Annotated in this window: 27 protein-coding genes; 9 read left to right on the top strand and 18 right to left on the bottom strand. The window is 72.1% G+C overall.

The window, feature by feature from the left end:
- Window positions 1-125 precede the first annotated feature (125 nt).
- Both O7610_RS00300 and O7610_RS00295 read right to left on the bottom strand, forming a co-directional pair.
- Window positions 126-1,748 (bottom strand): acetolactate synthase, encoded by a 1,623-nt coding sequence (locus O7610_RS00300; protein ID WP_281553766.1) that lies wholly within the window; start codon window positions 1,746-1,748, stop codon window positions 126-128.
- Between the two features lie 155 nt (window positions 1,749-1,903).
- Window positions 1,904-2,692: an enoyl-CoA hydratase-related protein gene (locus tag O7610_RS00295; protein WP_502959068.1), complete on the bottom strand. Its 789-nt coding sequence runs from the start codon at window positions 2,690-2,692 to the stop codon at window positions 1,904-1,906.
- A gap of 80 nt (window positions 2,693-2,772) precedes the next feature.
- Between O7610_RS00295 and O7610_RS00290 the strand changes: the two genes are divergently transcribed.
- The gene (locus O7610_RS00290) at window positions 2,773-3,342 is read left to right on the top strand and encodes a DUF6232 family protein (protein WP_281553764.1); all 570 of its coding nucleotides are present in this window, start codon (window positions 2,773-2,775) and stop codon (window positions 3,340-3,342) included.
- Between the two features lie 4 nt (window positions 3,343-3,346).
- On the top strand, window positions 3,347-4,114 hold the full coding sequence (locus tag O7610_RS00285) for a hypothetical protein (protein ID WP_289212421.1): 768 nt from the start codon (window positions 3,347-3,349) through the stop codon (window positions 4,112-4,114).
- Between the two features lie 14 nt (window positions 4,115-4,128).
- Here the strand turns inward: O7610_RS00285 and O7610_RS00280 are convergent, their stop codons facing one another.
- On the bottom strand, window positions 4,129-4,395 hold the full coding sequence (locus O7610_RS00280; protein ID WP_123600369.1) for a helix-turn-helix domain-containing protein: 267 nt from the start codon (window positions 4,393-4,395) through the stop codon (window positions 4,129-4,131).
- 77 nt (window positions 4,396-4,472) lie between these two features.
- Between O7610_RS00280 and map the strand changes: the two genes are divergently transcribed.
- A complete protein-coding gene (map, locus tag O7610_RS00275) occupies window positions 4,473-5,246 on the top strand; it encodes a type I methionyl aminopeptidase (protein ID WP_289212420.1) in 774 nt (257 codons plus the stop codon).
- 79 nt (window positions 5,247-5,325) lie between these two features.
- Window positions 5,326-5,757, top strand: coding sequence for a DNA-binding protein (locus O7610_RS00270; protein WP_281553761.1), 432 nt, complete (start codon window positions 5,326-5,328; stop codon window positions 5,755-5,757).
- A 68-nt stretch (window positions 5,758-5,825) separates the two neighbouring features.
- Here the strand turns inward: O7610_RS00270 and O7610_RS00265 are convergent, their stop codons facing one another.
- From O7610_RS00265 to O7610_RS00250, 4 genes are all read right to left on the bottom strand, one after another.
- Complete coding sequence (locus tag O7610_RS00265; protein WP_289212419.1) at window positions 5,826-6,233, bottom strand: YccF domain-containing protein; 408 nt, start codon at window positions 6,231-6,233, stop codon at window positions 5,826-5,828.
- A gap of 96 nt (window positions 6,234-6,329) precedes the next feature.
- Window positions 6,330-7,220 carry a ribokinase gene (locus tag O7610_RS00260; protein ID WP_281553759.1) on the bottom strand — a complete coding sequence of 297 codons (891 nt, stop codon included), beginning with the start codon at window positions 7,218-7,220 and terminating at the stop codon, window positions 6,330-6,332.
- A gap of 12 nt (window positions 7,221-7,232) precedes the next feature.
- The gene (locus tag O7610_RS00255) at window positions 7,233-8,042 is read right to left on the bottom strand and encodes an ABC transporter ATP-binding protein (protein WP_502959067.1); all 810 of its coding nucleotides are present in this window, start codon (window positions 8,040-8,042) and stop codon (window positions 7,233-7,235) included.
- Between the two features lie 73 nt (window positions 8,043-8,115).
- On the bottom strand, window positions 8,116-9,291 hold the full coding sequence (locus O7610_RS00250; protein WP_289212418.1) for an ROK family transcriptional regulator: 1,176 nt from the start codon (window positions 9,289-9,291) through the stop codon (window positions 8,116-8,118).
- A gap of 179 nt (window positions 9,292-9,470) precedes the next feature.
- Here O7610_RS00250 and O7610_RS00245 point away from each other — a divergent pair, with 179 nt between their 5' ends.
- Window positions 9,471-10,922: a glycoside hydrolase family 3 N-terminal domain-containing protein gene (locus O7610_RS00245; protein ID WP_289212417.1), complete on the top strand. Its 1,452-nt coding sequence runs from the start codon at window positions 9,471-9,473 to the stop codon at window positions 10,920-10,922.
- Window positions 10,923-10,971: 49 nt separating this feature from the next.
- Here the strand turns inward: O7610_RS00245 and ahcY are convergent, their stop codons facing one another.
- Both ahcY and O7610_RS00235 read right to left on the bottom strand, forming a co-directional pair.
- A complete protein-coding gene (gene ahcY / locus O7610_RS00240; RefSeq protein ID WP_281553756.1) occupies window positions 10,972-12,441 on the bottom strand; it encodes an adenosylhomocysteinase in 1,470 nt (489 codons plus the stop codon).
- Between the two features lie 114 nt (window positions 12,442-12,555).
- Window positions 12,556-13,188, bottom strand: coding sequence for an NADPH-dependent F420 reductase (locus tag O7610_RS00235; protein ID WP_502959066.1), 633 nt, complete (start codon window positions 13,186-13,188; stop codon window positions 12,556-12,558).
- A 149-nt stretch (window positions 13,189-13,337) separates the two neighbouring features.
- Here O7610_RS00235 and O7610_RS00230 point away from each other — a divergent pair, with 149 nt between their 5' ends.
- Together O7610_RS00230 and O7610_RS00225 are read left to right on the top strand one after the other, a co-directional pair.
- Window positions 13,338-13,676: a PadR family transcriptional regulator gene (locus O7610_RS00230; RefSeq protein ID WP_289212416.1), complete on the top strand. Its 339-nt coding sequence runs from the start codon at window positions 13,338-13,340 to the stop codon at window positions 13,674-13,676.
- Window positions 13,673-13,801, top strand: a complete 129-nt coding sequence (locus tag O7610_RS00225; RefSeq protein WP_281553755.1) for a hypothetical protein — start codon at window positions 13,673-13,675, stop codon at window positions 13,799-13,801. Before O7610_RS00230 ends, O7610_RS00225 begins: the two co-directional genes overlap by 4 nt.
- A gap of 15 nt (window positions 13,802-13,816) precedes the next feature.
- On the opposite strand, the gene O7610_RS00220 is transcribed toward O7610_RS00225, so the two are convergent.
- Window positions 13,817-15,124, bottom strand: a complete 1,308-nt coding sequence (locus O7610_RS00220) for an NAD(P)/FAD-dependent oxidoreductase (RefSeq protein WP_281553754.1) — start codon at window positions 15,122-15,124, stop codon at window positions 13,817-13,819.
- Between the two features lie 154 nt (window positions 15,125-15,278).
- Window positions 15,279-15,695, bottom strand: coding sequence for a CBS domain-containing protein (locus O7610_RS00215; RefSeq protein WP_281553753.1), 417 nt, complete (start codon window positions 15,693-15,695; stop codon window positions 15,279-15,281).
- Between the two features lie 212 nt (window positions 15,696-15,907).
- Between O7610_RS00215 and O7610_RS00210 the strand changes: the two genes are divergently transcribed.
- Entirely contained in the window at window positions 15,908-16,993 is a 1,086-nt protein-coding gene (locus tag O7610_RS00210; protein WP_281553752.1) for a PP2C family protein-serine/threonine phosphatase, read from the top strand.
- Window positions 16,994-17,054: 61 nt separating this feature from the next.
- Here O7610_RS00210 and O7610_RS00205 read toward each other — a convergent pair whose 3' ends face one another.
- The 7 genes from O7610_RS00205 to O7610_RS00175 all read right to left on the bottom strand — a co-directional run bounded on the left by O7610_RS00205 (window position 17,055) and on the right by O7610_RS00175 (window position 23,863).
- Window positions 17,055-18,080, bottom strand: coding sequence for an aspartate-semialdehyde dehydrogenase (locus O7610_RS00205; protein ID WP_289212415.1), 1,026 nt, complete (start codon window positions 18,078-18,080; stop codon window positions 17,055-17,057).
- Between the two features lie 125 nt (window positions 18,081-18,205).
- The gene (locus O7610_RS00200) at window positions 18,206-18,832 is read right to left on the bottom strand and encodes a GNAT family N-acetyltransferase (RefSeq protein ID WP_281553750.1); all 627 of its coding nucleotides are present in this window, start codon (window positions 18,830-18,832) and stop codon (window positions 18,206-18,208) included.
- Window positions 18,833-18,953: 121 nt separating this feature from the next.
- Complete coding sequence (locus tag O7610_RS00195; protein WP_281553749.1) at window positions 18,954-19,265, bottom strand: TraR/DksA family transcriptional regulator; 312 nt, start codon at window positions 19,263-19,265, stop codon at window positions 18,954-18,956.
- A 457-nt stretch (window positions 19,266-19,722) separates the two neighbouring features.
- Window positions 19,723-21,066 (bottom strand): M16 family metallopeptidase, encoded by a 1,344-nt coding sequence (locus O7610_RS00190; protein ID WP_281553748.1) that lies wholly within the window; start codon window positions 21,064-21,066, stop codon window positions 19,723-19,725.
- Window positions 21,063-22,355: a M16 family metallopeptidase gene (locus O7610_RS00185; RefSeq protein WP_281553747.1), complete on the bottom strand. Its 1,293-nt coding sequence runs from the start codon at window positions 22,353-22,355 to the stop codon at window positions 21,063-21,065. Before O7610_RS00185 ends, O7610_RS00190 begins: the two co-directional genes overlap by 4 nt.
- A 64-nt stretch (window positions 22,356-22,419) precedes the next feature.
- Entirely contained in the window at window positions 22,420-22,653 is a 234-nt protein-coding gene (locus O7610_RS00180; protein ID WP_281553746.1) for a hypothetical protein, read from the bottom strand.
- 55 nt (window positions 22,654-22,708) lie between these two features.
- Window positions 22,709-23,863: an alkaline phosphatase PhoX gene (locus O7610_RS00175; RefSeq protein WP_281553745.1), complete on the bottom strand. Its 1,155-nt coding sequence runs from the start codon at window positions 23,861-23,863 to the stop codon at window positions 22,709-22,711.
- Window positions 23,864-24,213: 350 nt separating this feature from the next.
- On the opposite strand from O7610_RS00175, the gene O7610_RS00170 reads away from it, so the two are divergent.
- On the top strand, window positions 24,214-25,299 hold the full coding sequence (locus tag O7610_RS00170) for a 3-deoxy-7-phosphoheptulonate synthase (RefSeq protein ID WP_281553744.1): 1,086 nt from the start codon (window positions 24,214-24,216) through the stop codon (window positions 25,297-25,299).
- Window positions 25,300-25,320: the final 21 nt, after the last annotated feature.

Raw genomic sequence — 25,320 nt, 5'->3', positions numbered from 1 at the left:
GTTTGTCTGCAGACCCACAATGAACGACAGGACCGACATTCCGCCAAGCATTTGCCGACCAGACCGGGGTCGGCGACCTCTCAGAGCCAGGTCCGACCAGCGCTCAGGCCAACTCCGACCAGGGGTCAGGCCAGGTTCGACGAACGCGGATAGGCGTCCTCCGGGTCGGTCACCACATTGACCAGGTACGGCACCCCGGCGTCGAAGGCCCGGCGCAGCGCCGGACCGATGTCGCCGGCCTTGGTCACCGTCTCCCCCGCGCCGCCCAGCGCCCCGACTATCTCGTCGTAGCGCAGCCCCGGCTGCAGGTCGGCGGCGACATCGTAGCCGTACATGGCGCGCATCGGGTGCTTCTCCAGCCCCCAGATGCCGTTGTTACCGACCACGATCACCACCGGCAACTTCTGCCGGGCCAGCGACTCGACGTCCATCAGCGAGAAGCCGGCTGCACCGTCGCCCATCAGCACGCAGACCTGCCGGTCCGGGTAGGTGAGCCGAGCACCCATCGCGTAGCCCATCCCGGTGCCCAGGCAGCCGTACGGGCCGGGGTCGAGCCAGCTGCCCGGCACCGACGGCTCCAGGTAACGGCCGGCGTACGAGACGAAGTCACCACCGTCGCCGATGGTCACGGCGTCCGGGTCGAGCACCGCCCGCAGCTCGCCGTAGATCCGCGACGGGCGGATCGGGTCGGACCCGGCGGCGAGCTCGGCCGCGTCCCGCGCCCGGGCCTGCTCCTCGGCGGCGCGCAGGTCGGCCAGCCAGCCGGTGTGGTCGGCCCGGTCGCCGGTGTGGTCGGCGAACGCGGACAGGATCAGCCGCAGGTCACCGGCGGGCGAAACGGCCGGCTGCACGTGGGTCGCCCGCTGGCCCGGCGCGTCGACGACGTGCACCACCTGGGCGGTGCCGAAGTCACCGAAACTGAGCCGGAAGTCCAGCGGGGTGCCGATCACGACCACCACGTCGGCCCGGCCGAACGCGACCCGCCGCGCCTTCGCGAAGGCCAGCGGGTGCCCCGGCGGCAGCGACCCACGCCCCATGCCGTTGGTGAAGACCGGCACCTGCAGCGCCTCGGCGGCCTCCCGCAACGCCGCGACGGCGTCCCCGGCGTACACGTCGGAGCCGGCGACGATCACCGGACGGTCGGCGGCGGCGATCAGCCGGGCCGCGCGGGCGACCTCGTCCGGGTCGGGCTCGACCACCGGCACCGCGGCGGCGGTCGGCGCGGTCACCTCGGCGGTCGAGAAGATCACCTCCAGCGGCAGGTCGAGAAAGGCCGGGCCGCGGTGCGGGGCGAGCGCGGCGGACAGCGCGGCACCGACCGCGGCCGGTACGTCGTCCGTCGCGGCGACCGTGGCGGCGTGCTTGGTGACCGGGGCGACCAGCGGTACGTGGTCGATCTCCTGCAGGCTGCCCGACCCCCAGCGGAACGCCGGTGCCCGGCCACCGAGCACCAACACCGGCGCGGCGTTGAAGAAGGCGCTGGTCAGACCGGAGATGCCGTTGGTGACGCCGGGGCCCGCGGTGAGTGCGGCGAGCCCGGGGCGGCGCTGCAGTTTCGCCACCGCCTCGGCGGCGAAGACGGCGGTCTGCTCGTGCCGTACGTCGTAGATCGGGAAGTCGGCGGCGTGCGCGGCGTCGTACAGCGGGAAGATGTGGCCACCGGAGAGGGTGAACAGCTCACGTACGCCGTACGCCTGCGCGGCGGCCAGTGCCAACGTCCCGCCGTGTCCCTCGATCCGTTCCACCATCGTCGATGCCTCCCGTCGCCCCGGGCCCGCCCGGCCGGCGCACCCCCGAGCAGGTTACCGCTCAGTCACTTAGCCCGGCACCCACGCGCGTCCGGCACCGCCGACACCAAGCCGGTCGGGGTACGGCGGAGGGGTCGGTCGAGGGCCGGTACGGGCTAGCGACCGGTGAAGTCGGGCTTGCGCTTGGCGACGAACGCCGCCATCCCCTCGGTGCGGTCGTCGGTGGCGAACAGGCCGGCGAACAGCTGGCTCTCCCAGGCCAGGCCGGAGGCGAGGTCCATCTCCAGGCCCCCGTCGATGGCCAGCTTGGCCGCCCTGACAGCCTGGGCCGGGCCGGTGACGAACGGTCGCACCATGTCGAGTGCCGCCATGTACACCTGGTCGGCCGGGACGACGCGGTCGGCCAGGCCGATCCGCTCGGCCTCCGCGGCGGCGACCATCCGTCCGGACAGGATGATGTCCTTGGCGCGGGCCGGGCCGACCAGCCGAGCCAACCGCTGGGTGCCGCCGGCACCGGGGATGACCCCCAGCTTGATCTCCGGCTGGCCGAGTTTGGCGTCCTCGGCGACCACCCGCCAGTCGCAGGCCAGGGCCAGCTCACAGCCGCCGCCGAGGGCGTAGCCGGTGATCGCGGCGACCACCGGTTTCGGGATCCGGGCGACCGCGTCGAACGCGCTGGACAGCTGCGCCGCGCGGGCCGCCATGTCCACGTACGACATGTCGGCCATCTCTTTGATGTCGGCCCCGGCGGCGAAGACCTTCTCACCGCCGTAGACCACGACGGCGCGCACCCGCTCGTCGTCGGCGACGGTACGCGCGGCCTCGCGCAACTCCTCCTGCACCGCCGCGTTGAGCGCGTTCATCGGCGGCCGGGCCAGCCGGATGGTGGCAATCCCCTGCTCGACCTCGACCAGCACCAACTCCGGCACGGCGGACCTCCCCATCGACGTCGCGTTCTGGGACAGCCTACGGGGAACACCGGAGAGTGGGTAACGTGATCCACAACGTGAGGGAGGGCAGGCGGATGACCACCTACTACGATGACAAATCCGTACGGATCACCTCCACAGAGATCCGGGTGGACCAGCACCGACATCCGCTCACCCAGGTGCACCGGATCTGGCAGCGGCGGGGTGCCCGCTCGTGGAGCGCCCTGGCCGGCCGGGGCATGGTCGGCGTCGCCTTCCTGGCCCCGGTGGCGACCGCGCTCCTCGGCCTGGTCACCGCGCTGACCATCGACGCCTCGCCGACCGTCACCATCGCGCTGATCGGCGGATCGATCCTGGTCGGGCTGGTCATCATCCCGATCGCGGACCTGCTGCTCGGGCTGCTCGACGACTCCTACGACCGGGGCGCGCACCTGCTCGAACTCTGGGCCGACGTACGGGGCGCTCCGGTGCTGCTGGTGTCCGACCGGGACGCGCTGCGGGTGGGACGCATCCATCGCGCGCTGCGCCGTGCGGTCGAGGCCGCACTGGCGTCGCAAGCGCCTGCTCCGGTCCGGGCCGCTCCGGCCCGCCGGGCGCTACCCCGGCCCACGCCCGGCGGTGCCGACCGGCGCGCCAGCGGTGGTGGCCGGCGCACCGCACAATAGGGAGATGCCGCTCCCGCTGCCGTCTCCGGCGAGTCTCATCGCACTGACCAGATCCACCGTCGGGCAGGTCGCCGGTGCGGTGACCGGCGCGGCCGGACGGGCCACCGGCCAGGCCGGTGAGGTGGCGACCTGGATGGGCCGGCTCACCTCCGAGTACGCCGCCGTGCCGTCGCGCGCGTTCGCCGTACTGGATGAGATCGAGGCTCTGGTGCAACGGGTCGGCACCGTGGTCGACCGGGTCGAGGTGCTGCTCGACCGCAGTGAGCGGGTGGTCGCGGAGGCGGAGGAGGCGACGCTACGGGTGGAGGCGATCGCCACGGCGGCGACCGACGCGGTGGCGGCCGCGACCCGGGTGGCGGCCGCCGCGCAGACGCTGCTCACCGATGCCGACCGGGTAGCGGTGGGGGCCAGTCGGGTGGTGGGGCGCAGCGAGGAGATCGCCGACCGGTCGGTCGAGCTGATCGGCGAGTACGAGCCGGCGCTGCGCCGGGGTGCCCCGATGGCCCGGCACTTCGTCGAGCAGTTGAGCGAGGACGAGGTGGACGCGGCGGTCCGGCTGGTCGACGAGCTGCCCCGGCTGACCCAGCACCTCAAGGCCGACGTGCTGCCGATCCTGGCCACCCTGGACCGGGTCGGGCCGGACATCCACGACCTGCTGGAGGTGACCCGGGACCTGAAGTTGGCGGTGGCCGGCATCCCAGGTCTGCGGATGTTGCGCCGCCGGGGAGCGGACCGGCTCGGTGAGGACGAGGCCCTGCCGTCGGGTGAGTGAGCGCCAGGCCAGCGCTAGGACGCCTGGCGGACGGGCATCTCGGCCAGCCAGACGTCGGCCAGGTCACCGAGGGGGACGTCGAGGGCCTGGCTGAGCCGGACCACGGTGCCGAACGCCGGTGCCGGAAGCCGGCCCGCTTCGATCTTGCGCAGCGTCTCGGGGGAGATCCCGGCCGCCAGCGCCACCTCGACGAGGCTGCGGCCGGCCCGCGCGACCCGCAGCGCGGCGCCGAGTCGCTGGCCTGCGGCGATCTGTTCGGCGGTGAGTGGTTGGCGAACCATGCCCAGCAGGATAGCCCTCCGGAGCGCCCTCGATTCGGCGTGGTATAAAAATACCACAGAGGGAGAGGGAGTCTGTCGTGATCGAGCTCAAGTCCGCCCAGGAGATCGACCGGATGGCGATCACCGGCCAGTTCGTCGGCGAACTGCTCGCCGAGCTGAGCGGTGTCGCCGCAGTCGGCGTCAACCTGATGGACATCGAACACCACGCCCGGCGGCGGATCGCCGAACGCGGCGCCGAGTCCTGCTACTGGGACTACGCCCCGTCGTTCGGCCGCGGTCCGTTCCGCAACGTGCTGTGCCTGTCGGTCAACGACGCGGTGCTGCACGGCCTCCCGCACGACTACGTGCTGCGCGACGGTGACCTGCTCAGCATCGACATGGCGGTCGGCATCGACGGCTGGGTGGCCGACTCCGCGGTCTCCGTCATCGCCGGCACCCCCGATCCGGCCGATCTGCGGCTGATCGAGGCGACCGAGGTCGCCCTCGCGGCGGCGATCGCCGCCGCCCAGCCCGGCGGCCGGCTCGGCGACGTCTGCGCCGCGATCGGCGACGTCGCCGGTTCGTACGGCTACGGCGTCAACGGCGAGTTCGGCGGTCACGGCATCGGCCGCACGATGCACGAGGACCCGCACGTCGCCAACACCGGCCGCGCCGGCCGTGGTATGCGGCTCGACCCCGGCCTGACCATCGCGATCGAGCCCTGGTTCTGCCACTCCACCAACAAGATCAGGTACGACGAGGACGGCTGGACGATCCGCTCCGCTGACGGCTCCCGTACCGCCCACTCCGAACACACCGTCGCCATCACACCGTCCGGTCCCCGGGTCCTGACCGGCCGCCCGACCCCCTGACCGGAGCAACACGATTGCTAAACGTTCTGTTGAAAACGTTGAGTTGACATCGGTGCGTTGGCGTGCTTGAGTCGACACTGTGACCACCGACGACCTGTTCACCCCGCCCGACGCGGCGCAGTCGCGGGCGCACCGCCGGCACGCTGCCCTGCTCCGGATCGCTGAGCGGCACGCCGACACCACCGCGCGGCGGCACCGCCATCTGCACCCGCAGGTGGTCGACCCGTACGAGGCGGTACGGCTGGCACTCAGCCTGGCCAGTGGCGGCGCCAAGGCCGACCCGGACGAGCCGGAGCTGGACGTCAGCGACCTGATCGCGGCACTGACCCTGGTCGCCCCGGTCCGCGCCGACCTCGACGCCGTCGAACTGGGCCTGCTGGAGGCCGCCCGGAGCCGGGGACTCACCTGGCAGGCGATCGCCTTCGGGCTCGGCCTGGGCACCGCGCAGGCTGCCCGGCAGCGCTACGAACGACTCGCCGGACGCAGCGGTCCGGCCGGCGAAGCCGACTGATCAGTGCGGGTCAGCGCCGGTGCCGATCGCCTGACCGGCACCGGGCAGGGACTCGCTGGCCGGCTGGGTCAGGCGTGGACCAGCACCGGTCGACGCAGGTCCTCGACGTCGACGACCTCCCGGCCCAGCGGCCAGAACGCCGCCGGCACCAGCTTGAAGTTGGCGATGCCGAACGGAATGCCGATGATCGTCAGACAGAGCGTCACGCCGGTGACGATGTGGGTGAGCGCCAGCCACCAGCCGGCCAGCACCACCCAGAGGATGTTCGCCAGCCCGGAGCCGATCCCCGCCCCCGGCTTCGCGACCAGCGTCCGGCCGAACGGCCAGAGGGAGTAGTAGGCCAACCGCAGCGACGCCACCCCGAACGGGATCGTGACGATCAGCACGAAGCAGACGAGGGCTGCCACCGCGTACCCGAGGCCGAGCACGATGCCGCCGCCGAAGATGAGCCAGAGCAGGTTGAGAATGACTCGCATGTCTCGATGATCCCGCATCCGCGCCACCCGGCACCGGCGGTTCGTGATCAGCGGTCTGTTGGTAGACCGACCAGGCGTGGCCGGGCGGGCGGGCGGTCAGCCGGCCAGGGCGTCGATCTCGGCGCGCTGCGGCAACGACACCGAGGCCCCCAACCGGCGTACGCAGGCCGCACCGGCCGCCGACGCCCACCGGACCGCGGACACCAGGTCCCGCCCCTCGCCCCAGGCGACCGCGAGCGCGCCGGTGAACGCGTCACCGGCGGCGGTGGAGTCCACCGTCTCGACCGGGAAGGCCGGCACGTGGTGCACCGTACCGTCGCGGTCGGCGAACCAGGCACCCTCGGCACCCAGGGTGAGCACCGCCCGACGGACCACCGTCAGCAGCGCCGCCGGGTCCTCCCGCCCGGCGCCGACGACCGCCCGCGCCTCGGCATCGTTGACCACCAGCAGATCCACCGCGTCGAGCAGTTCGGCCGGCAGCTCGCGCGCCGGGGCGGCGTTGAGGATCACCCTGGTGCCCGCACCGCGAGCCGCCGCCGCGGCGGCCAGCACCGTCTCCAGCGGGATCTCCAACTGCGCCACCAGCACGTCGGCGTCGCGCACCGCCGCCAGCTCCGGCTCGGTGAGCCCACGGAACGCCGCGTTGGCGCCCGGGGTGACGACGATCGCGTTCTCGCCGGCCGCGTTGACCATCACGACCGCGACGCCGGACGGCCCGTACACCACCCGCAGCTGGCTCGTGTCCACCCCGGACCGGGCGATCCGGCCGGTCAGGGTGACGCCGAACGCGTCCGAGCCGACCGCGCCGAGGAACACGCAGTCGCCACCGGCGCGGGCCGCCGCGATCGCCTGGTTGGCGCCCTTGCCGCCGGGCACCGTGACGAAGTCGGTGCCGAGCAGAGTCTCCCCCGGCGACGGCAGTCTCGGCGCGGTCGCGACCAGGTCCATGTTCGCGCTGCCCACCACCGCGATCCGCGGCGCTGTCACCACGTCCTCCGCTCAGCCGGCCCGGGCGGTGAACCGCTGGCCCGCCCGCTCGACGACCAGCTGCACACCGAACGTCTCCGACAGGTGTTCGCCGGTGATCGTGGCCGCCAACTCGCCGGCCGCGACGACGGTGCCGCCGCGCAGCAGCAGGGCGTGGGTGAAGCCCGGCGGGATCTCCTCCACGTGGTGGGTGACGAGCATCAACGCCGGGGAATCCGGGTCCTGGGCGAGGACCCCGAGCCGGCCGACCAGCTCCTCGCGGGCACCGAGGTCGAGCCCGGCCGCCGGCTCGTCGAGCAGCAGCAGCTCCGGATCGGTCATCAGCGCCCGGGCGATCTGCACCCGCTTGCGTTCGCCTTCGGAGAGGGTCCCGTACTCGCGCTGCGCCAGCCCGGCCACGCCGAACTGGCCGAGCAGCTCCTGCGCCCGGCCCACGTCGAGCTCGTCGTAGCGCTCCCGCCACCGGCCGACCACCGACCAGGCGGCGGTCAGCACCACGTCGAGCACCCGCTCGGTGCCGGGGATCCGCTCGGCGAGCGCGGCGGTGGTCAGCCCGATCCGGGTCCGCAGCTCCGCCAGGTCGGTGCGCCCCAACTGCTCGTCGAGGACCCGGACGGTGCCGGTCGTCGGGTGCAGCCGGCCGGCGGCGAGGCTGAGCAGGGTGGTCTTGCCGGCACCGTTCGGGCCGAGCACCACCCACCGCTGGTCGGGCTGCACCCGCAGGGTGATGTCCTGCAGCAGGGCCGTGCCGGAGCGGGTCACGCCCACTGAGTCGAGCTCGATCACCAGGTCGTCAGCAACGGTAGGCACCGGACCATCCAATCACGCCGTGGGTGGTGCCGCCCCACCTGGCCGTGCCGGGGTGGCCGGCACCACCCGACGGGTGTCCCCGGGGTCAGGCCACGGTGGATCCGAAGACCTCGTCGCGGGCGGCGTCGAGGGCGGTCCGCAGGGCACCCTGCAGCACCGGCTCCTCGGTCAGCTCGGTGACCACGACCCGGGGGGCGACCAGGGTGATCGCGGCGACTTCGTGCTGCACCCGTTCGGCCAGGGCGCTGCCACCGGCCTGGCCGACCTCGCCGGTCAGCACGACCAGCGGCGGGTCGAGCACCACGCAGCTGCTGGCGACGCCGAGCGCGAGCCGGCGGGCCAGCTCGTCGAGCAACGGCCCGCCCCGGGTGCCGGCGGCGATCGCGGCCCGCACCGTGTCGCCCGCGCTGGCCGCCCGGAACCCGTGTTCGCGGGCCACCGCCCGGACCGCGTCGGCACCGGCGAGCTGCTGGAAGGCCGGCTTGGCGCGGCGGGAGACGTCGCGCGTGATCGGTGCGCCGGGCACCGGCAGGTAGCCGATCTCACCGGCCGCGCCGGTGCTGCCGTGGTGCAGCCGGCCGCCGAGCATGATCGCCAGGCCGACCCCGACGCCGGCCCAGACCAGCACGAAGTCGGGCACGTCGCGGGCGGCGCCGGCGTGTGCCTCGGCGACTGCGGCGAGGTTGACGTCGTTTTCGAACACGACGGTGGTGTCCAGGTCCTCGCGCAGGGCGGCGAGCAGGCCGCGGTGCCAGCGCGGCAGGTTGTACGCGAAGGTGATGTCGCCGTTGGCCGGGTCGACCAGGCCGGGGGTGCCCAGCACCACCCGCCGTACGCTGGCCAGCTGGGTCTCGGCGCTGCTGGCGGCCTGCACGACCGCGTTGTGCACCACACCGACCGGGTCGTCGGTGTCCCTGGTGGACTGTTCGACCCGGCCGATCACCGATCCGGTGATGTCGGCGCAGGCGGCCACCACCCGGTCCGGTCCGACGTCGACTCCGACGACGTGCGCGCTGGCCGGCTGTACGGCGTACAGCTGGGCGTTGGGGCCCCGGCCTCCGGCCTGCTCGCCGACCCGGGTGACCAGCCCGCGCCCTTCCAGTCGCTCGACCAGCTGCGACGCCGTCACTTTGGACAGTCCGGTCAGCTCGCCGAGTTGCGCCCGGGTGAGTGGTCCGCGGGCGATGAGCAGCTCCAGCGCCGCCCGGTCGTTGAGCGCTCGCAGCAGCCGGGGTGTGCCGGGCAGGCGCGGGGAACCCATGTGGTCGTCCTCTAGCATTTAGGAAAGTTAACTATTATCTTGGCATCCGCAACGGAAGTAGCCGTAGCGTAGTCGCCGGTGACACCCTCGGCGGTCGGACGACCCGGCACTCACCGGCAACGAACAGTGCCTCCCCGGTGCGTCACTCGGACCGCGGAGACGCCACGGAGGGGGAGAACATGCCGAACGACCAGGCTCTGCGGCGACTGGCGCTGCGCACCCTGCTCGCCGCCTACCCCGGCACCACCGTCCCGCAGTGGGCGGTGGACCTGGTCGGCGACGGGCTCGCCGGACACACCCTGTTCGGCGGCAACGTGGACCGACCCGGGCAGTTGCGGGCCGCCACCGACGCGCTGCGGGCCGCCCGGGCCGACGTGCTGGTCGCCATCGACGAGGAGGGCGGCGACGTGACCCGGCTGGCGCACGCCACCGGCAGCCCGTACCCCGGCAACGCGGCGCTCGGCGCGGTCGACGACCCGGCGCTGACCCGGCAGGTCTACCGGGCGATCGGCGACGAGCTCGCCACCTGCGGGGCGAACCTCGATCTGGCACCGACCGTCGACGTGAACACCGCCGACGACAACCCGATCATCGGCACCCGGTCGTTCGGGGCCGATCCGGCGCTGGTCGCCACGCATGCGGCGGCGGCCGTCGCCGGGCTGGCCGACGCCGGGGTCGCCGGCTGCGCCAAGCACTTCCCCGGCCACGGCGCCACGGTCACCGACTCGCACCTCGAACTGCCCACTGTCGACGTACCGATGGCGGTGCTGCGCCGGCGGGACCTGCCGCCGTTCGCCGCCGTGGTCGAAGCCGGCACCCCGGCGATCATGACCGCGCACATCCGGGTCCCGGCGTTGACCGGCGACGCGCCGGCCACCTTCAGCCGGGCCGCGCTGACCGGCCTGCTCCGCGACGAGTACGGCTTCGCCGGGGTGATCGTCACCGACGCGCTGGAGATGCGCGGCGCCACGCTGGCCGCCGGTGGGATCGTGCCGGCGGCGGTCGCCGCCCTGGCCGCCGGTGCCGACCTGCTCTGCATCGGCGCCCGCGTCGACCACGCACTGGTCGAACGGGTCGCGGCGGGCATCGTCGCCGCGATCGGCGACGGGACACTGCCGGTCGGCCGGGTCGAGCAGGCGGCCGACCGGGTGACCGCGCTGGCCGCCGTGGTCCGGCCGGCGGCGGATGGAACCGCCGGCCCGGCCGACCTGGGGTACGCCGCCGCCCGCCGCGCCGTCCGGGTGGAAGGCACCCTCGACGGGCTGGCCGACGCACTGGTGGTGCAGCTGACCGCCGGCTCGACGATCGCCGAGGGTCGGGTGCCGTGGGGCCTCGGACCGCACCTCGGCCACGCCCGGCAGCTGCGGGTGGCACCGGCCGAGGTGACCGCCGAGCAGGTCGCGACGGCCGCCGACGGCCGGCCGTTGGTGCTGGTCGGCCGGCACCTGCACCGGGTGCCCGGTGCCGGTGACCTGATCGAACGGCTGGCCGCCCGGCACCCGGTCGCGGTGGTGGAGATGGGCTGGCCATCGGCCTGGCGCCCGGCCGGGGTGCGTGCCTTCGTCACCACCTACGGTGCGAGTCACGCCAATGGCCGGGCCGCCGCCGAGGCCCTCGGCCTGGCCGCCTGAGTACGCCGTCGGAGCACACCGTTTCGCGGTGCGCTCCGACGGCCGTGGGTCAGTAGCGGTAGTGCTCCGGCTTGTACGGGCCGGCCACGTCGACGCCAATGTAGTCCGCCTGGGCCTTGGTGAGCACGGTCAGCTTGGCGCCGAACGCGTCCAGGTGCAGCCGGGCCACCTTCTCGTCGAGGTGCTTGGGCAGCACGTACACCTGCTTGCCGTACTCGCCGATCTTGGCGTACAGCTCAACCTGGGCGATGACCTGGTTGGAGAACGACGTCGACATCACGAAGCTCGGGTGACCGGTCGCGTTGCCGAGGTTCAGCAGCCGCCCCTCGGAGAGCACGATCACCGAGTGGCCGTCCGGGAAACGCCACTCGTCCACCTGCGGCTTGACGTTGACCTTCTCGATCCCCGGCAGCTTCGCCAGGCCGGCCATGTCGATCTCGTTGTCGAAGTGCCCGACGTTGCCGACGATCGCGTTGTGCTTCATCCTCGCCATGTGGTCGGCCAGGATGATGTCCTTGTTACCGGTGGTGGTGATGAAGATGTCACCCCGCTCGACGACGTCGTCCAGGGTCACCACGTCGAGACCGTCCATCGCCGCCTGCAGCGCACAGATCGGGTCGATCTCGGTCACCACGATCCGGGCCCCCTGGCCGCGCAGCGACTCCACGGCACCCTTGCCGACGTCGCCGTAGCCGCAGATCACCGCGAGCTTGCCGGCGATCATCACGTCGGTGCCCCGGTTGATCCCGTCGACCAGCGAGTGGCGGATGCCGTACTTGTTGTCGAACTTGCTCTTGGTGACCGAGTCGTTGACGTTGATCGCCGGGAAGAGCAGGTTGCCCTCGCGGGCCAGCTCGTAGAGGCGGTTCACACCGGTGGTGGTCTCCTCGGAGACCCCGATGATCGGCTTGGCCATCTCGGTGTACTTGGTCGGGTTCGCGGCCAGCGAGCGGCGCAGCGTCTCCAGGATGATGCCGTACTCGACCGAGTCGGTTTCCGAGGTGGAGGGCACCGCGCCGGCCTCCTCGAACTGCTTGCCGAGGTGGATCAGCAGGGTCACGTCGCCGCCGTCGTCGACGATCGAGTCCGGTCCGCTGCCGTCCGGCCAGGTGAGCATCTGCTCGGTGCACCACCAGTACTCGTCGAGCGTCTCACCCTTCCAGGCGTACACCGCGACACCCTGCGGGTTGTCGACCGTGCCGTTCGGGCCCACGACGACCGCCGCGGCGGCCTGGTCCTGGGTGGAGAAGATGTTGCAGGAGACCCAGCGCACGTCGGCCCCGAGCGCGGTCAACGTCTCGATCAGCACCGCCGTCTGCACAGTCATGTGCAGCGATCCGGCGATCTTGCGGCCCTTGAACGGCTGCTGGGCGGCGTACTCACGGCGCAGTGCCATCAGCCCGGGCATCTCGTGCTCGGCGAGCTCGATCTCCTTGCGACCGAAGGTCGCCAGGGACAGGTCGGCGACCTTGAAGTCGCTGACCGATCCGGCGCTGTCGGCGGTCAGAGTGACGGTCACTAGAACTCCTCGGGTTTAAACGGATGCGTCCGTCCTGCCGGACACGGCACGCACGACACCCGTCCACCATACGGCCAGGGTGGCGCGTTTCCCGACCCGAGGGCGAAGCCGCAGTCAGTCGCGGGCGAGCGCGAAACCGACCGTCGGACCGGCACCGCCGCCGTAGGCGACCTGGATGAGCAGCGCGGCGACCGGCTCCAGGTAGCGGGCGCTGGACAGCGGGCCGGCGTCGACCGTGTCGAAGCCCAGCTGGGTGCCGAGTTCCTGGACGGTCTTCTTGGCGGCCAGGTCGTCGCCGGCGACCGGCACCGACTGCCGTACGCCGCCGAGCACCGGCCGGGCGTGGTTCGGGGCGAGCACGGTGTTGAACGCCTTCACCACGTTGGCCGCCGGAACCATCGCGGCGACCTGCTCGGCGGCGGATGTGTCGTGCCCGATCCGCAGCGACATGTGGTCCGGACCGAGCGGGTTGGTCACGTCGATCACAGTGCTGCCGGCCAGCGCGTCGGCGACCGGCCCGGTGAGCGTGTCACCGATATCGGTGAACGGCACCGCCAGTACGACCAGCTCGGCGTCGGCGGCCTGGGCCGCGTCACCGGCGGTCACCCCGGTGCCGGCGGTGGCCTCGGCCAGCCGCGGCGAATCCGGGCTGGACGCAGAGATCGTCACCTGGTGACCGACCTCGGTCAGCCGCCGGGCCAGGGCCGAGCCGACGTTGCCGGCGCCGATGATGCCGATGTCCATCATTGTCTCCCTCTCCGACGGGTCGCCACTGTCGATCGGGTACCCGCCGGCCCGGCACGGAAACAGCGGCGCACCGGAAACGGCACTGTACGAAACAGCGGACCGGGGATAGATAGCAGCGCTATCTAGATAGCGCTGCTATCTATCTGGCCGTGGATCAGGAACGGCGGGGCCAGTGGCTGCGCGGGGTGCTCGACCTCTGCGTGCTCGCGGCGCTGCACCGGCACGAGTCGTACGGCTACGAGCTGGCCCAGTCGCTGCAGGCGGCCGGGCTCGGGCCGATCAAGGGCGGCACGCTCTACCCCGTACTGCTCCGGCTGCAACGGACCGGCCTGGTCGACGCCCGGTGGCGCGCCGGCAGCAGCGGCCCGGCCCGCAAGTACTACCGGCTGACCGAGTCCGGTGCGCAGCGGCTGCGCCAGACCACCGCCGACTGGCGGTCCTTCGCCACCGGTGTCGACACGATCCTGCAGGAGGTGACCACCTCGTGAACCAGCAGACCTGGCTGGCCGCACTGACCGGCGAACTGCACCGGCACGGCATCGACCGCGAGTTGGCCGGACACGTCGTCGCGGAGGCCGCGGCCCACCCCCGACCCCACCTACGGTTCGGCTGACAGCCCCGTACCGGATCAGCGGCCGACCGGGTGCACCAGCTCCGGCGACGCGGTGTCCAGCGGCACCGCCGACGGCGGCACCAGACCGAGCTGCACACCCTGGCGCGACAGCAACGACTCCAACGTCCAGTCGGCCGCCACCCGGATCCGGTTGCCCGGGATCGACGCCAGGTGGTAGCCCCGGGTCACCGCCTTGGCCAGCGGGCCGGAGATCGGCACGTGCAGCGGATTCGCCGCCGCCTGCGCGCCGCCGAGGTCCACCACGAACCCCAGATCCTTGTGCCGGTACGGGCGGAACGAACCGTGCCCGTACGACGCGGCGACGTTCTGCGCGGCCAGCTTGCCCTGCCGGACGGCATGCTGAGCGGTCATCGGGGTGACCTCGCCCGGCCGGTTCGGGTCGGGCACCGCGGCGGCGTCACCGCACGCGTACACCTCCGGATGTTGCGGTACGGCGAGGAACTCGTCGACCACCAGCCGGCCCTTCAGAGTGGTCAGTCCCAGATCGTCCACCACCGGATCGGGGCGCACCCCGACACACCAGATCAGCGACCGGGTCGGGATGAACTCCCCGTCGGACAGGTGCACCCCGTCGCTGGTCGCCTCGCGGACCGAGGTGCCGAACCGGGTCTCGACGCCCCGCGCGTCGAGGACCTTCTGCGCGGTGACCGACATCCGCTGGTCCAGCTCGGGCAGCACCCGGTCGGCCAGGTCGAGCAGCAGCCAGCGCACCTGCTGGCCGGCCAGCCGGGGATGCCGGCGGACCAGCAGGTCGGTGGCGGTCACACAGTGCGCCGCGACCTCGGTTCCGGTGTATCCGGCCCCGACCACGACGAAGGTGCATCGGGCGGCCCGCTCGGCCGAATCGTCACTGAAGTCGGCGAGTTCGATCTGCCGGGTGAGGTGGTCGCGCAGGTAGAGCGCCTCCGGCAGGGTCCGGAAGCCGTGCGCGTGCTCGTTGGCGCCGGGGATCGGCAGCAGCTTGTTGACACTGCCGATGGAGACGATCAGCCGGTCGTAACTCAGCTCGGCCCGGTCGCCCTCACCGTCGACATAACAGATCCGCCGGCCCGGCAGGTCGATCTGGTCGATCTCGCCGAGCACCACCCGTACGCCGGGCAGGGTGTCCGGCAGCGAGACGGTGACCCGGCGGGGCTCCAGCACACCCGAGGCGACCTCGGGCAGCAGCGGCACGTACAGGAAGTAGTCGGTCGGGTTGATCAGGACGATCTCGGCGGACCCCCGGGCCAGCCGGGACAGGGTACGGGCAGCCTGGTAGCCGGCGAAGCCGGCACCCGCGATGACGATCCGTGGTCGCTTCATGCTGCACTCCGATCTGGGTGGGTGGGCGCAGACGGGTGTCCCCGTGTCTGCCGGACCCGGGCGCCGGGGAGACCGGGCAGACCTGTCGGGGACACCCACCAGAGGGTTTCCGGCGCCGCCAGCCGGCCCGGTGGGCGCGGCAGCGGTCCGGTGGTCAGTTGTTCGGGTCGTCGGTGCTGATGTCGGCCAGCACCGAATCCGGTTCCCACTCGACGGCGAGGTCACCCATGGAGACCACGCCGACCAGGCGGCCGTCGTCGACCACCGGCAGTCGCCGTACCGAGTAGGTCCGCATCAGCTCGGCGGCCGCGACGGCGTCGTCGTACGGCGACACCACCACGACGTCCTCGGTGATGATCTGGCTGAGCTGGGTCATCGACGGATCCATCTCGGATGCCACCGCCCGGACCGTGATGTCCCGGTCGGTCACGATTCCTCGGATATCGCTCCCGTTGGTGACGATGATGTCGCCGATGTCGGCGTCCCGCATCTGCCGCGCCGCCGCCGTCAACATGTCGCTGGCGTCCATGGTGAACGGGCGGGCCGTCATGAACTCTCCGACGGTCGTCATCACGCACTCCTCTCGGTGTCGGCGCCGTCTTCGGGGTACCCGGGGTCGGGAACGAAAAACCAGCGCCCTCCCCCGGTCGGTGGAATCGGCTACGCTCGCAGGTCGAAACGGCTGCGCCGGCACGAGGTGCACGGGCGGGCAGGCCGGGTAGGGAGCACGCCGTGTGGGCACGCCGGGTCAGCTGGCGTAAGCCTCTTTCGCCGGATTCGCGGGTGCCGCACCCGGCCGACCGGTCGTTGCTGCACCGCACGGAACGCTGGCGTGGAATGCCGCTGGCGTTGGCGCTGATCGCGGTCATCACCGTCATCGACGTGCTGACCCAGACCAGCGCGGTCGTGCTCGGATTCCTGTCGCTGGCCCCGCTGCTCGCCGCCGCCGTCGAGAAGACCCGACGGACCGCACTGGTCACCGCAGTCGCCTGCTTCGTCGCGTTGGTCGCCGGGCTGCCCAGCGGCATGTTCGGCAGCCTGGACCATCTGCTGCGCAGCAGTGTCGTCTTCGCGGTCGGCATCGTGTCGATCTACGTGGCCCGGTCCCGGAACCTGCGGGAGGCCCGGCTGCGCCGGATGACCGAGATCGCCGAGGTTGCGCAGCGGGCGGTGCTACGCGCACCGCCGCCGCAGCTGGGCGATGTCGCCCTGGTCGCCCGGTACCTGTCCGCGTCCGAGGCAGCCAACGTCGGCGGTGACCTGTTCGCCGTCGTGGACAGCCCGTACGGGACCAGGATCATCATCGGGGACGCGTGCGGCAAGGGCCTGCAGGCGGTCCAGATGTCGGCCACCGTGATGGGTGCCTTCCGACAGTCCGCCTTCGTACAGCCGGAACTGTCCGCCGTCGCCGCCGACCTGGACCAGGCGGTGTACCGCGACGGAGTGGGTACCGGCCAGCCGGCGCAGTTCGTCACCGCCGCCCTGGTGCAGCTCACCGACGACACGCTGACCGTGATCAACTGTGGCCATCCGGCACCGGCACTGCGTCCCGCCACCGGGACGCTGGAGATCCTGGAGCCCGGTGACCGGCACCCGCCGTTGGGGCTGCGCCGCCACGCGCCGGAGCCGCTCCGGGTGACCCGACCCTGGCAGGTCGGGGACCGGCTGCTGCTCTACACCGACGGGTTGGTGGAGGCCCGCAACGGACGCGGCGAGTTCCTCGCCTCGGACCGGGTGACCGCGTGCCTGGAGCTGCCGGACCGGCAGGAGGTGCTGGACCGCGTCGTCGCCGAGCTGCAGCGGCACGCCGGCGGTCAGATCAGCGACGACGCCGCGATGCTGCTCGCCGAACGGGTCGCCGCCGACTGACGACGACCCGCCCGGCGTTGCGGCGGTAACTGTTGCGGTGCTGACTGTTGCGGTGCCGGGCTCAGGCCGCCGCAGCGATCAGCAGCTCGGCGATCTGCACCGCGTTGAGGGCTGCGCCCTTACGCAGGTTGTCGTTGGCGCAGAACAGCGCCAAGCCGTGCTCGACAGTTTCGTCGACCCGGATCCGGCCGACGTACGTCGGGTCCTGGCCGGCGGCCTGCAGCGGCGTCGGCACGTCGGACAGCGCCACACCGGGCGCGTCAGCCAGCAGCTCAGCCGCCCGTCGCGGGTCGATCGGCCGGGCGAACCGGGCATTGATCTGCAGCGAGTGGCCGGTGAACACCGGCACCCGGACGCAGGTCCCGCTCACCCGCAGCTCGGGGATGCCGAGGATCTTGCGGCTCTCGTTGCGCAGCTTCTGCTCCTCGTCGGTCTCGTCGGAGCCGTCGTCGACGATCGAACCGGCCAGCGGCAGCACGTTGAACGCGATCGGCGCGGCGAACGACCGGGGCGCCGGGAACTCCACCGCGCCGCCGGCGAAGGTGAGCGCCGCCGCCCCTTCGGCGACCTTGCGGACCTGCTCGTCCAGCTCGGCGACACCGGCCAGACCAGCGCCGGAGACCGCCTGGTAGGTCGAGACGACCAGGCTGACCAGGCCGGCCTCCTCGTGCAGCGGGCGCAGCACCGGCATCGCCGCCATCGTGGTGCAGTTCGGGTTGGCGATGATGCCCTTCGGGCGGTCGGCGGCCGCCTGCGGGTTGACCTCGGCGACCACCAGCGGTACGTCCGGATCCATCCGCCAGGCCGACGAGTTGTCGACCACCACGGCACCGGCCGCCGCGACCCGTGGCGCCAGCTCCTTCGACGTGGCCTTGCCGGCCGAGAAGAGGGCGATGTCCAAGCCGCGGTAGTCGGCGGTGGCGGCGTCCTCGACGACGATCCCGCTGCCGCGCCACGGCAGGGTCCGACCGGCTGAGCGGGCCGAGGCGAACAGCCGCAACTCGTCTACGGGCACCGCCCGCTGCTCCAGCACCTGCCGCATGACGCCACCGACCTGCCCGGTCGCGCCGACTATTCCGATCCTCATGTCACAACCCCGATCCTCATGCTGCGAAGGTTACCGACGGGCCGGGCCGGGACGGAACCGAGTTGTCCGGCGTCACCTTCCGACCCGTCGGCGTACCCCCGCGCAGTCAGTTCAGGTACACGCGATCAGTTCAGGTACCGGCGGGCCAGCTGCGGCTGGCGCCACATCGGCCAGAGCAGCGGGCCGCCGTCGGGCAGGTGGAACGGAGCCGTGGCGGTGAGCCGGTAGCCGAGCCGGGCGTACAGATCTCGGGCGCCGGGGCTGCTGGCCACCACGTAGGCGGCGCTGCCGGCGGTGTCGAAGATGGCGTGCCGGTGGTTCAGCAACGCCGTACCGAGGCCGTAGCCCTGCCGGTCCGGGGTGACCCCGAGGTACGCCAGGTAGTGGTGCTCGCCCACCGGGTGTCGTTCGGCGAGTGCGTTGTCCAGCAACCGGAACCGGTACGCGTATTCACCGCAGGTGTCGTCGAGCAGCTGCTCGTACTCCACCGGGTTCGGCAGGATCAGGCTGCACGGGCGCCAAACCGCCACCGCACTGTAGTCCTCGGTCCGGTAGATGCTGCCCTGGCGCAGCCCGTAGTCGATCAACGCCGGACAGAACCGCTGGTACACCTGCCGACGGGCGACCGGGTCCGGGATCAGCCAGGACGACTCGGGGGTGTCCAGAAATGCCTCCACCAGTGTCTTGGCCACTTGCGGGGTGTCGGTGTAGGTCGCGTAGCGGATCATCACCGACGTGTGGAGCTGGGGCATCAGCGCTCGCCTCTCTGCGGCACATTGCGGACACCCGGGTACAACGGACGACACACCGCCGTGGGTTCGAATGTATTTGCCCGCCTACCGACCGCGAGGCGGTAGGCGGGCAAGGCGGCGGTCAGCGCGTGCAGGGCACGCAGTACCGGGCGTGCGGCAGAATCTCCAGCCGTTCCCGGAGAATTTCGCCGCCGCACCGGTCGCAGCGGCCGTAACGACCCTCGGCGATCCGGTTCAACGCCTCGACGGTCTGGTCGTAGCCGCGCCGGGCGGCGACGACCAGCGCGGCCCGGGTGTGCGCTTCACCCGGGTCGCCGGTGTCGGCGGTGAGCTCGGTCAGCTGGGCCCGGTGCGTGTCCAACTGGTCGGCCAGTTGCACCCGTACCTGTTCGATCCATTCGGTGCCGCGGGTGCCGTGCAGTTCGGTGCTCATCGGGTCTCCTCACAACAGAAAAGGGCCGAAGCTGATCCGCTTCGCCCCTGGTGGCCGTCGTCGTGATGGTGCGACGGCGCTCCGGAGGCGCCCGGCCGGTAGGGCGCGGCAGGCCCGGCCGACCAGCGACGCCGGACACGAGGACGCCCGGCGCGACGGCACTCGGCGCGAAGGTGCGCACGACGATCGGAGCCGTGACAGTCACGGCTCCGTCGCGCTGCGCAGGAGTGATCATCCGGCAACCGTAGGACACTACCGCAGGGAAGCCAACACGTTAACCGCCTAACCGGACATACCAGACAGGCGACGCGGACCTGGCGGCCCTGACGGGGCGGATCGAACCGCAGCGGCGCGTAGGGTTCCAGCGGACCGCACCCGCTCCGCACCCTGCGCCTGCTGCAACGCCGCTGAGCCCGACACCCCGGGCCCGGCGACGACACCCCTGGCCCGGTGCGGATCAGTCGGCGTCGTGCAGCTCCCCCAGGCCGGAGGCGGTCAGTTCGTCGCGGATCTTCGCCGCGTCACCCTCGACCACCAGGGTCAGCCCTTCGGCCTGCAGGTGGGTGGCGGCGGCGGCGGAGACCTGCTCGACCGTCGCCGACAGCAGCTCGTCGCGCAGCCGGGCGTGGTAGTCGTCGGGCAGCCCGTGCACGACCAGGGTCCCCAGTGCGCTGGCGATGGCCGGCGGGGTCTGCAGCTCGACCGAGAGCTGACCGGCCCGCCACGACCGGGCCACCGCCAGCTCCCCCTCGGTCACCCCGTCGGCCTGGGTACGGGACACCTCACCGACCGAGTCGATCAGGGCGGGCGCGGTGACCCCGGTCTGCACACTGGAGCTGACCGCGAAGCGCCCGAACCGGCGGGACATCCCGAAGTCCGACCTGATGCCGTACGTGTAGCCGCGTACCTCACGGATCAGGTGGTTGAGCCGCGACGTGAAGGCTCCACCGAGGACGGTGCTGGCCAGGGTCATCGGCACGTAGTCGGGGTGGGCCCGGTGCGGTGCCGGGTGGCCGAGCCGCAACGTGGACTGCACCGCGCCCGGCCGGTCGACCAGGATGATCCGCCGATGGTCCCGCAAGGTGACCGGCAACGGTGGTCCGGGCTGTGACGGCGAGCCGGTCGCCCCGGCGAAGGCGGCCACGCCGAGCGCGTCCAGGTCGATCAGGTCCAGATCGCCGGCGACCAGCAGGGTGCCGGGCCGGGTGAACCACGCACTGTGGAAGTCGACGACGTCCGCCACGGTCACCGCCGCCACCGATTCGGGGTCGCCGCTCATCGGCCGGCCGTGCCGCTGGTCGGCACCGAACAGGTCGGCGCGCAGCGCGGCTTCCGCCCGCGGCCCCGGGTTGGCCCAGTACATCCGCAGCGCGGTCGCCTCGTCGTCGCGGACCCGCTCGACATCGGACGGATCCAGCCGGGGGGTCCGGACCGCCTCGGTGAGCAGCTCGACGGCCGCGCCGAGCCGGTCGGTGCTGACCTGCACGCCCACCCGGAACGAGTCCCAGTCGACGGAGATCGACAACTCGGTGCCGAGACTTTCCAGGACCAGGGCGTACGCGGCCGAGTCCCGGGTCTCGGTGCCCTCTTCGAGTGCCTTGGCGAGAACTCCGGCCAGCCCTTCCCGGCCGACCGGTTCCCGGCTGGCACCGGCGTCCAGCAGCAGGGTCGCCACCGCCAGTCGGTGGCCGGGCAGGTGGGCGGCGACGATCTCGCCACCGGCCACGCTGCGCCGGACCACGTCCGGGAAACGGTACGGCCGGGCGGCGCCCGGTCCGGGACGCTGCGCGATGATCGTCACTGGTCGCCCTCCGGCAGGTAGCTGAGCTGGACCCGGTTGTCCGGCCGCAACAGGTGTGCGGCCTCGTCGTTGACCGCCTCGGCGGTGACCGCCAGCCAGCCCGGCAGCCGCTCCCCGGCGCGGGCCGGGTCGCCGAACTGGGTGGCGTAGCGGCCGAGGGTGTCGGCCCGGCCCTCGAAGCTGGCGACCTGACGCCACCAACCGGTGGTGAGCAGCGCCTTGGCCCGGTCGACCTCAGCCTCGGTGACGCCGTCGCGGGCCACCTCGTCGAGCACCTCGGACAGGCCGTCGGCGAGCCGCTCGGCGGTCACCGTCGGCTGGGCGGTCGCGGTGATGATCAGCGGCGCCGGCGCGTGCGCCAGGTCGACGCCGTACGCGCCCAGGTAGTCGGGCTGCGCGATCCGGGCACCGTCGGCCAGCCGTTGGTAGAGCCGGCTGCCCCGGCCACTGCCCAGCACTGTGCCGAGCACGGTCGCCGCGTCGTAGGCCGAGGTCCCGAACGGATGGGTGCGGTAGGTGAAGTAGTGCCGGGCTGCCGGCACGTCGGTGGTGACCGTCTCGGTGACCGGGCCGGCCAGCGGTGCCGGCGTACGCCCGTCCGGCGCCGGTGGGATGTCGGGCCGCGCGGCGATCCCGCCGAAGTACTTGTCGGCCAGGCTGAACACCTCGTCGGCGTCGGTGTCGCCGACCACGGTCAGCACCGCGTTGTTCGGCGCGTAGTACATCTCGTGGAACGCCTGGAAGGTGGCCAGGTCGGCGGCGTTCAGGTCGTCCATCGAGCCGATCGTGGCGTGGTGGTACGGGTGCCCCGGCGGGTAGAGCAGGGGCAGCAGCCGCAGCCAGGCGTCGCCGTACGGCACGTTGTCGTAGCGCTGCCGCCGCTCGTTCTTGACCACCTCGCGCTGGTTGTCCAACGTCTCCTGGGTCAGCGCCGGCACCAGGCCGCCCATCCGGTCGGCTTCCAGCCAGAGTGCGAGGGCCAGGTGCTCGGCGGGGACGGTCTCGAAGTAGTTGGTCCGGTCCGGGTTGGTGGTGGCGTTGAGCGAGCCACCCGCGCCCTGCACCAGCTTCATGTGCTCGGTCTTGGCGACGTTGACCGATCCCTCGAACATCAGGTGTTCGAAGAGGTGGGCGAATCCGGTCCGGCCGGCGGGCTCGTGACGCGAACCCACGTCGTACCAGAGATTGACCGCGACCACCGGTGCGCTGGGGTCAGGGCTGACGACGACCCGTAGGCCGTTGTCCAGCCGGGTGGTCTCGATCGGCCAGGGGTACCCGTTGGGCGACATGCGCCCGACGTTATCCGATCGGGGGCCCGGCCGGACGCACCGGGCCGGCCGGGTGCCGTCGGGGTCAGCCGGGCGGCTCGCTGCCCGGCTGCGGACGCGGCTGCTCGCGCCGGTCGGAGTCGTCCAGGATGGCGGCGGCCTGACGCACCGGGTCGTCGCTGCCGGCCGCCTCCTCCTCCGGCAGCAGGTGGCCGGCGCGCGATTCGATCCGCTCCGCTTCGGCTTCCGCCTGACCCGTGGTGGCGGCGCCCGGTGGTGGTGAGCCGGTGAACGGGTCGTCGTCGGTGTCAGTGTTCATGGACCGAGTGACTACCCGGGCGACGGCCGAGTCATGCATTCCGCCGCCGCGTAGGTCAGGAGCGGAACGGGCCGCGTACCTCGTAGGTGATGCCGCCGGAGGACGCACCCGAGGTGCCGCGCTGCGACGAGAAGTACAGCCGGCCGCCGTCAGGGGAGAACGCCGGACCGCAGATTTCCGACGACGACTGGCCGCTGATCCGCAGAAACGGCGCGATCCGCTCGTCCGGGGTGATCAGGCAGATCTCCATGTTGCCGCCGTCCTCGGCGACGTACAGGTCACCGCCCGGCGTACCGACGATGTTGTCGACGCCGGTCAGCGGCGGGGTGCCGGAGATCAGCGAGTCGTCGTAGGCCAGGTCGATCCGCTGGGCGACCGCGTCGTACGCCCAGACCCGGTTGTCGCCCTTGGTGGTGAACCAGCAGACGCCGTCGGCGTAGTGGCATCCTTCCCCGCCGTTGAACCGTTTCGCGCCGGATACCTGGAAGCGGGTGGCGATCGGGCCGCCGTCCGGGTCCGGCACCCGGGCCCAACTGACCGGCCCGCTGGTACCGCTGCCGGCCACCAGCACCTCGAGGGTGCCGGTGGACAGGTCGCCCCAGGTGTCCGGCCGGAACCGGTAGAAGCAGCCGTTGCTCTCGTCCTCGGTCAGGTAGATCACGCCGCGGACCGGATCGGCGGCGGCGGCCTCGTGACAGAACCGGCCCATCGCCGGGCGCCGCACCGCGCCGGTGCCGCCGAGCGGGTACGTCTCGTAGACGTACCCGCGGGCCACCTCCTCGCAGGAGAGCCAGGTGCCCCAGGGCATGGCGCCACCGGCGCAGTTGCGGTTGGTGTTCGCCAGGATCCGGTACGCCGAGACCACGTCGCCGGTGGAGTCGAACCGGATCGCCGAGGCACCGCCGGTACGGGAGATCTCCGAGTTGGAGACGTACACCCAGCCGGTCCCGGCGGTGAAGCAGGCACCACCGTCCGGTGCGTCGTGCCAGACGTACGAGGTGTCGCCGACCCGCTGGCGCGACCTGGCCACGACCCGGCTGGTGAAGCCGGCGGGTAGCGCGATGCCGTTGGCGTCGGGACTGCCGAGTGGCCCGTACGGGCTGGCGCCGGGTTGCGCCGGTGCGGCGAAGGCGCCGGTCCAGAGACTGCCGGAGAAGGCGGCGGCACCAGCGCCGACCACCGTGGCACGCAGTACGCTACGACGATCCATCTCGACCTCCATCGATACTTGTGGCAATCGATGAAGCTAGATGGCGCTGGTGGCCACGGATGTCGACCGGGGTTAACGGGTGGCGAGGACCGGCCGAAGTCCGGTGGTGCCGTCCGGCAGGGGTGCCGCTCAGCGGCCGATCCGGTACAGTGTGGGTCGTGACGCGCACGTATCGATGGTTTAGGCAGCCGGCCCTGGTGCCGGTGGCTCAGCCTTGACCTGACGTCACCCCACCAGAGCCGGCCAAGGGCAGCGGGCATCGAGCCCCTGCCCTTTCGTATGCCAACGAGCAGCCGGCTCGGCTGGGGGCGCCGGCTCCCCAGGGAGGCTGGCGGAAGGAAAGGCACCACATGAGCACCTCCATCGGCCGCGTCGCCGATCAGCGCATCGACCGGGTCGTCCCGCTCACCACTCCGGCCCTGCTGCACCACGAGCTGCCCCTCGACGACCAGCTCAGCGCGCGGGTGCTGGACGGCCGACGAGCCGTCGCCGGCGTGCTCGACGGACACGACGACCGGCTGCTGGTCGTGGTCGGCCCGTGTTCGGTGCACGACCCGGCCGCCGCCCTGGAGTACGCGCACCTACTTGCCGACGCCGCGCAACGGCACGCCGACGACCTGTTGATCGTGATGCGGGTGTACTTCGAGAAGCCCCGTTCCACGGTCGGCTGGAAGGGTCTGATCAACGACCCGGGCCTGGACGGATCCGGGGACGTCAACTCCGGGCTGCGGATCGCCCGTTCGCTGCTGCTCGAGGTGCTGCGGGCCGGGCTGCCGGTGGGCTGCGAGTTCCTCGATCCGATCACCCCGCAGTACATCGCCGACGCAGTGGCCTGGGGAGCGATCGGCGCCCGCACCGTGGAGAGCCAGGTGCACCGGCAGCTCTCCTCCGGGCTGTCCATGCCGATCGGCATGAAGAACCGCCCGGACGGCAGCGTCGCCACCGCAGTGGACGCCATCCGGGCCGCCGCCGTGCCGCACGTCTTCCCCGGCATCGACATGTCCGGGACGCCGGCGATCCTGCACACCCGCGGCAACGCCGACTGTCACCTGGTGTTACGCGGCGGTGCCGGTGAGCCCAACTACGACGCCGCGTCGGTGACTGCCGCGCTGGACCTGCTGCGGGCCGCCGGACTGCCGCAGCGGCTGATCATCGACGCCAGCCACGGCAACAGCGGCAAGGACCACCGCCGGCAGCCGTTGGTCGTCGAGGACGTCGCCGGGCAACTCGGCGCCGGGCAACGGGGCGTCGTCGGGGTGATGCTGGAGTCGTTCCTGGTGGCCGGCCGGCAGGATCTTGACCCGACCAGGGAACTGGTGCACGGACAGTCGATCACCGACGCCTGCCTGGGTTGGGACCAGACCGCCCAGGTCCTGGGGCGGCTGGCGACGGCGGTCGGGGACCGCCGGGCGGCGCTGGCCGCCGCGCAGCGGTAGCCGACAGCGCTCGCTGGTGAC

The sequence above is a fragment of the Solwaraspora sp. WMMA2065 genome, assembly GCF_030345075.1.
GTDB lineage: Bacteria > Actinomycetota > Actinomycetes > Mycobacteriales > Micromonosporaceae > Micromonospora_E.
The sequence above is the reverse complement of the archived record's forward strand: the minus strand, read 5'-3'. Positions and strand labels throughout refer to the sequence as shown.

What these genes read in the sequence shown, in the direction of transcription:
- O7610_RS00295 (WP_502959068.1), bottom strand. Translation starts at nt 2,692, where the DNA reads ATGGGGAGGTCCGCCGTGCCGGAGTTGGTGCTGGTCGAGGTCGAGCAG.
- O7610_RS00265 (WP_289212419.1), bottom strand. Translation starts at nt 6,233, where the DNA reads ATGCGAGTCATTCTCAACCTGCTCTGGCTCATCTTCGGCGGCGGCATC.
- O7610_RS00185 (WP_281553747.1), bottom strand. Translation starts at nt 22,355, where the DNA reads ATGTCGCCCAACGGGTACCCCTGGCCGATCGAGACCACCCGGCTGGAC.
- O7610_RS00285 (WP_289212421.1), top strand. Translation starts at nt 3,347, where the DNA reads ATGCCGCTCCCGCTGCCGTCTCCGGCGAGTCTCATCGCACTGACCAGA.
- O7610_RS00220 (WP_281553754.1), bottom strand. Translation starts at nt 15,124, where the DNA reads ATGAAGCGACCACGGATCGTCATCGCGGGTGCCGGCTTCGCCGGCTAC.
- O7610_RS00290 (WP_281553764.1), top strand. Translation starts at nt 2,773, where the DNA reads ATGACCACCTACTACGATGACAAATCCGTACGGATCACCTCCACAGAG.
- O7610_RS00280 (WP_123600369.1), bottom strand. Translation starts at nt 4,395, where the DNA reads ATGGTTCGCCAACCACTCACCGCCGAACAGATCGCCGCAGGCCAGCGA.
- O7610_RS00215 (WP_281553753.1), bottom strand. Translation starts at nt 15,695, where the DNA reads ATGACGACCGTCGGAGAGTTCATGACGGCCCGCCCGTTCACCATGGAC.
- O7610_RS00250 (WP_289212418.1), bottom strand. Translation starts at nt 9,291, where the DNA reads ATGGGTTCCCCGCGCCTGCCCGGCACACCCCGGCTGCTGCGAGCGCTC.
- O7610_RS00175 (WP_281553745.1), bottom strand. Translation starts at nt 23,863, where the DNA reads ATGGATCGTCGTAGCGTACTGCGTGCCACGGTGGTCGGCGCTGGTGCC.
- O7610_RS00195 (WP_281553749.1), bottom strand. Translation starts at nt 19,265, where the DNA reads ATGAGCACCGAACTGCACGGCACCCGCGGCACCGAATGGATCGAACAG.
- O7610_RS00300 (WP_281553766.1), bottom strand. Translation starts at nt 1,748, where the DNA reads ATGGTGGAACGGATCGAGGGACACGGCGGGACGTTGGCACTGGCCGCC.
- O7610_RS00170 (WP_281553744.1), top strand. Translation starts at nt 24,214, where the DNA reads ATGAGCACCTCCATCGGCCGCGTCGCCGATCAGCGCATCGACCGGGTC.
- O7610_RS00245 (WP_289212417.1), top strand. Translation starts at nt 9,471, where the DNA reads ATGCCGAACGACCAGGCTCTGCGGCGACTGGCGCTGCGCACCCTGCTC.
- O7610_RS00200 (WP_281553750.1), bottom strand. Translation starts at nt 18,832, where the DNA reads ATGCCCCAGCTCCACACGTCGGTGATGATCCGCTACGCGACCTACACC.
- O7610_RS00180 (WP_281553746.1), bottom strand. Translation starts at nt 22,653, where the DNA reads ATGAACACTGACACCGACGACGACCCGTTCACCGGCTCACCACCACCG.
- O7610_RS00205 (WP_289212415.1), bottom strand. Translation starts at nt 18,080, where the DNA reads ATGAGGATCGGAATAGTCGGCGCGACCGGGCAGGTCGGTGGCGTCATG.
- O7610_RS00235 (WP_502959066.1), bottom strand. Translation starts at nt 13,188, where the DNA reads ATGATGGACATCGGCATCATCGGCGCCGGCAACGTCGGCTCGGCCCTG.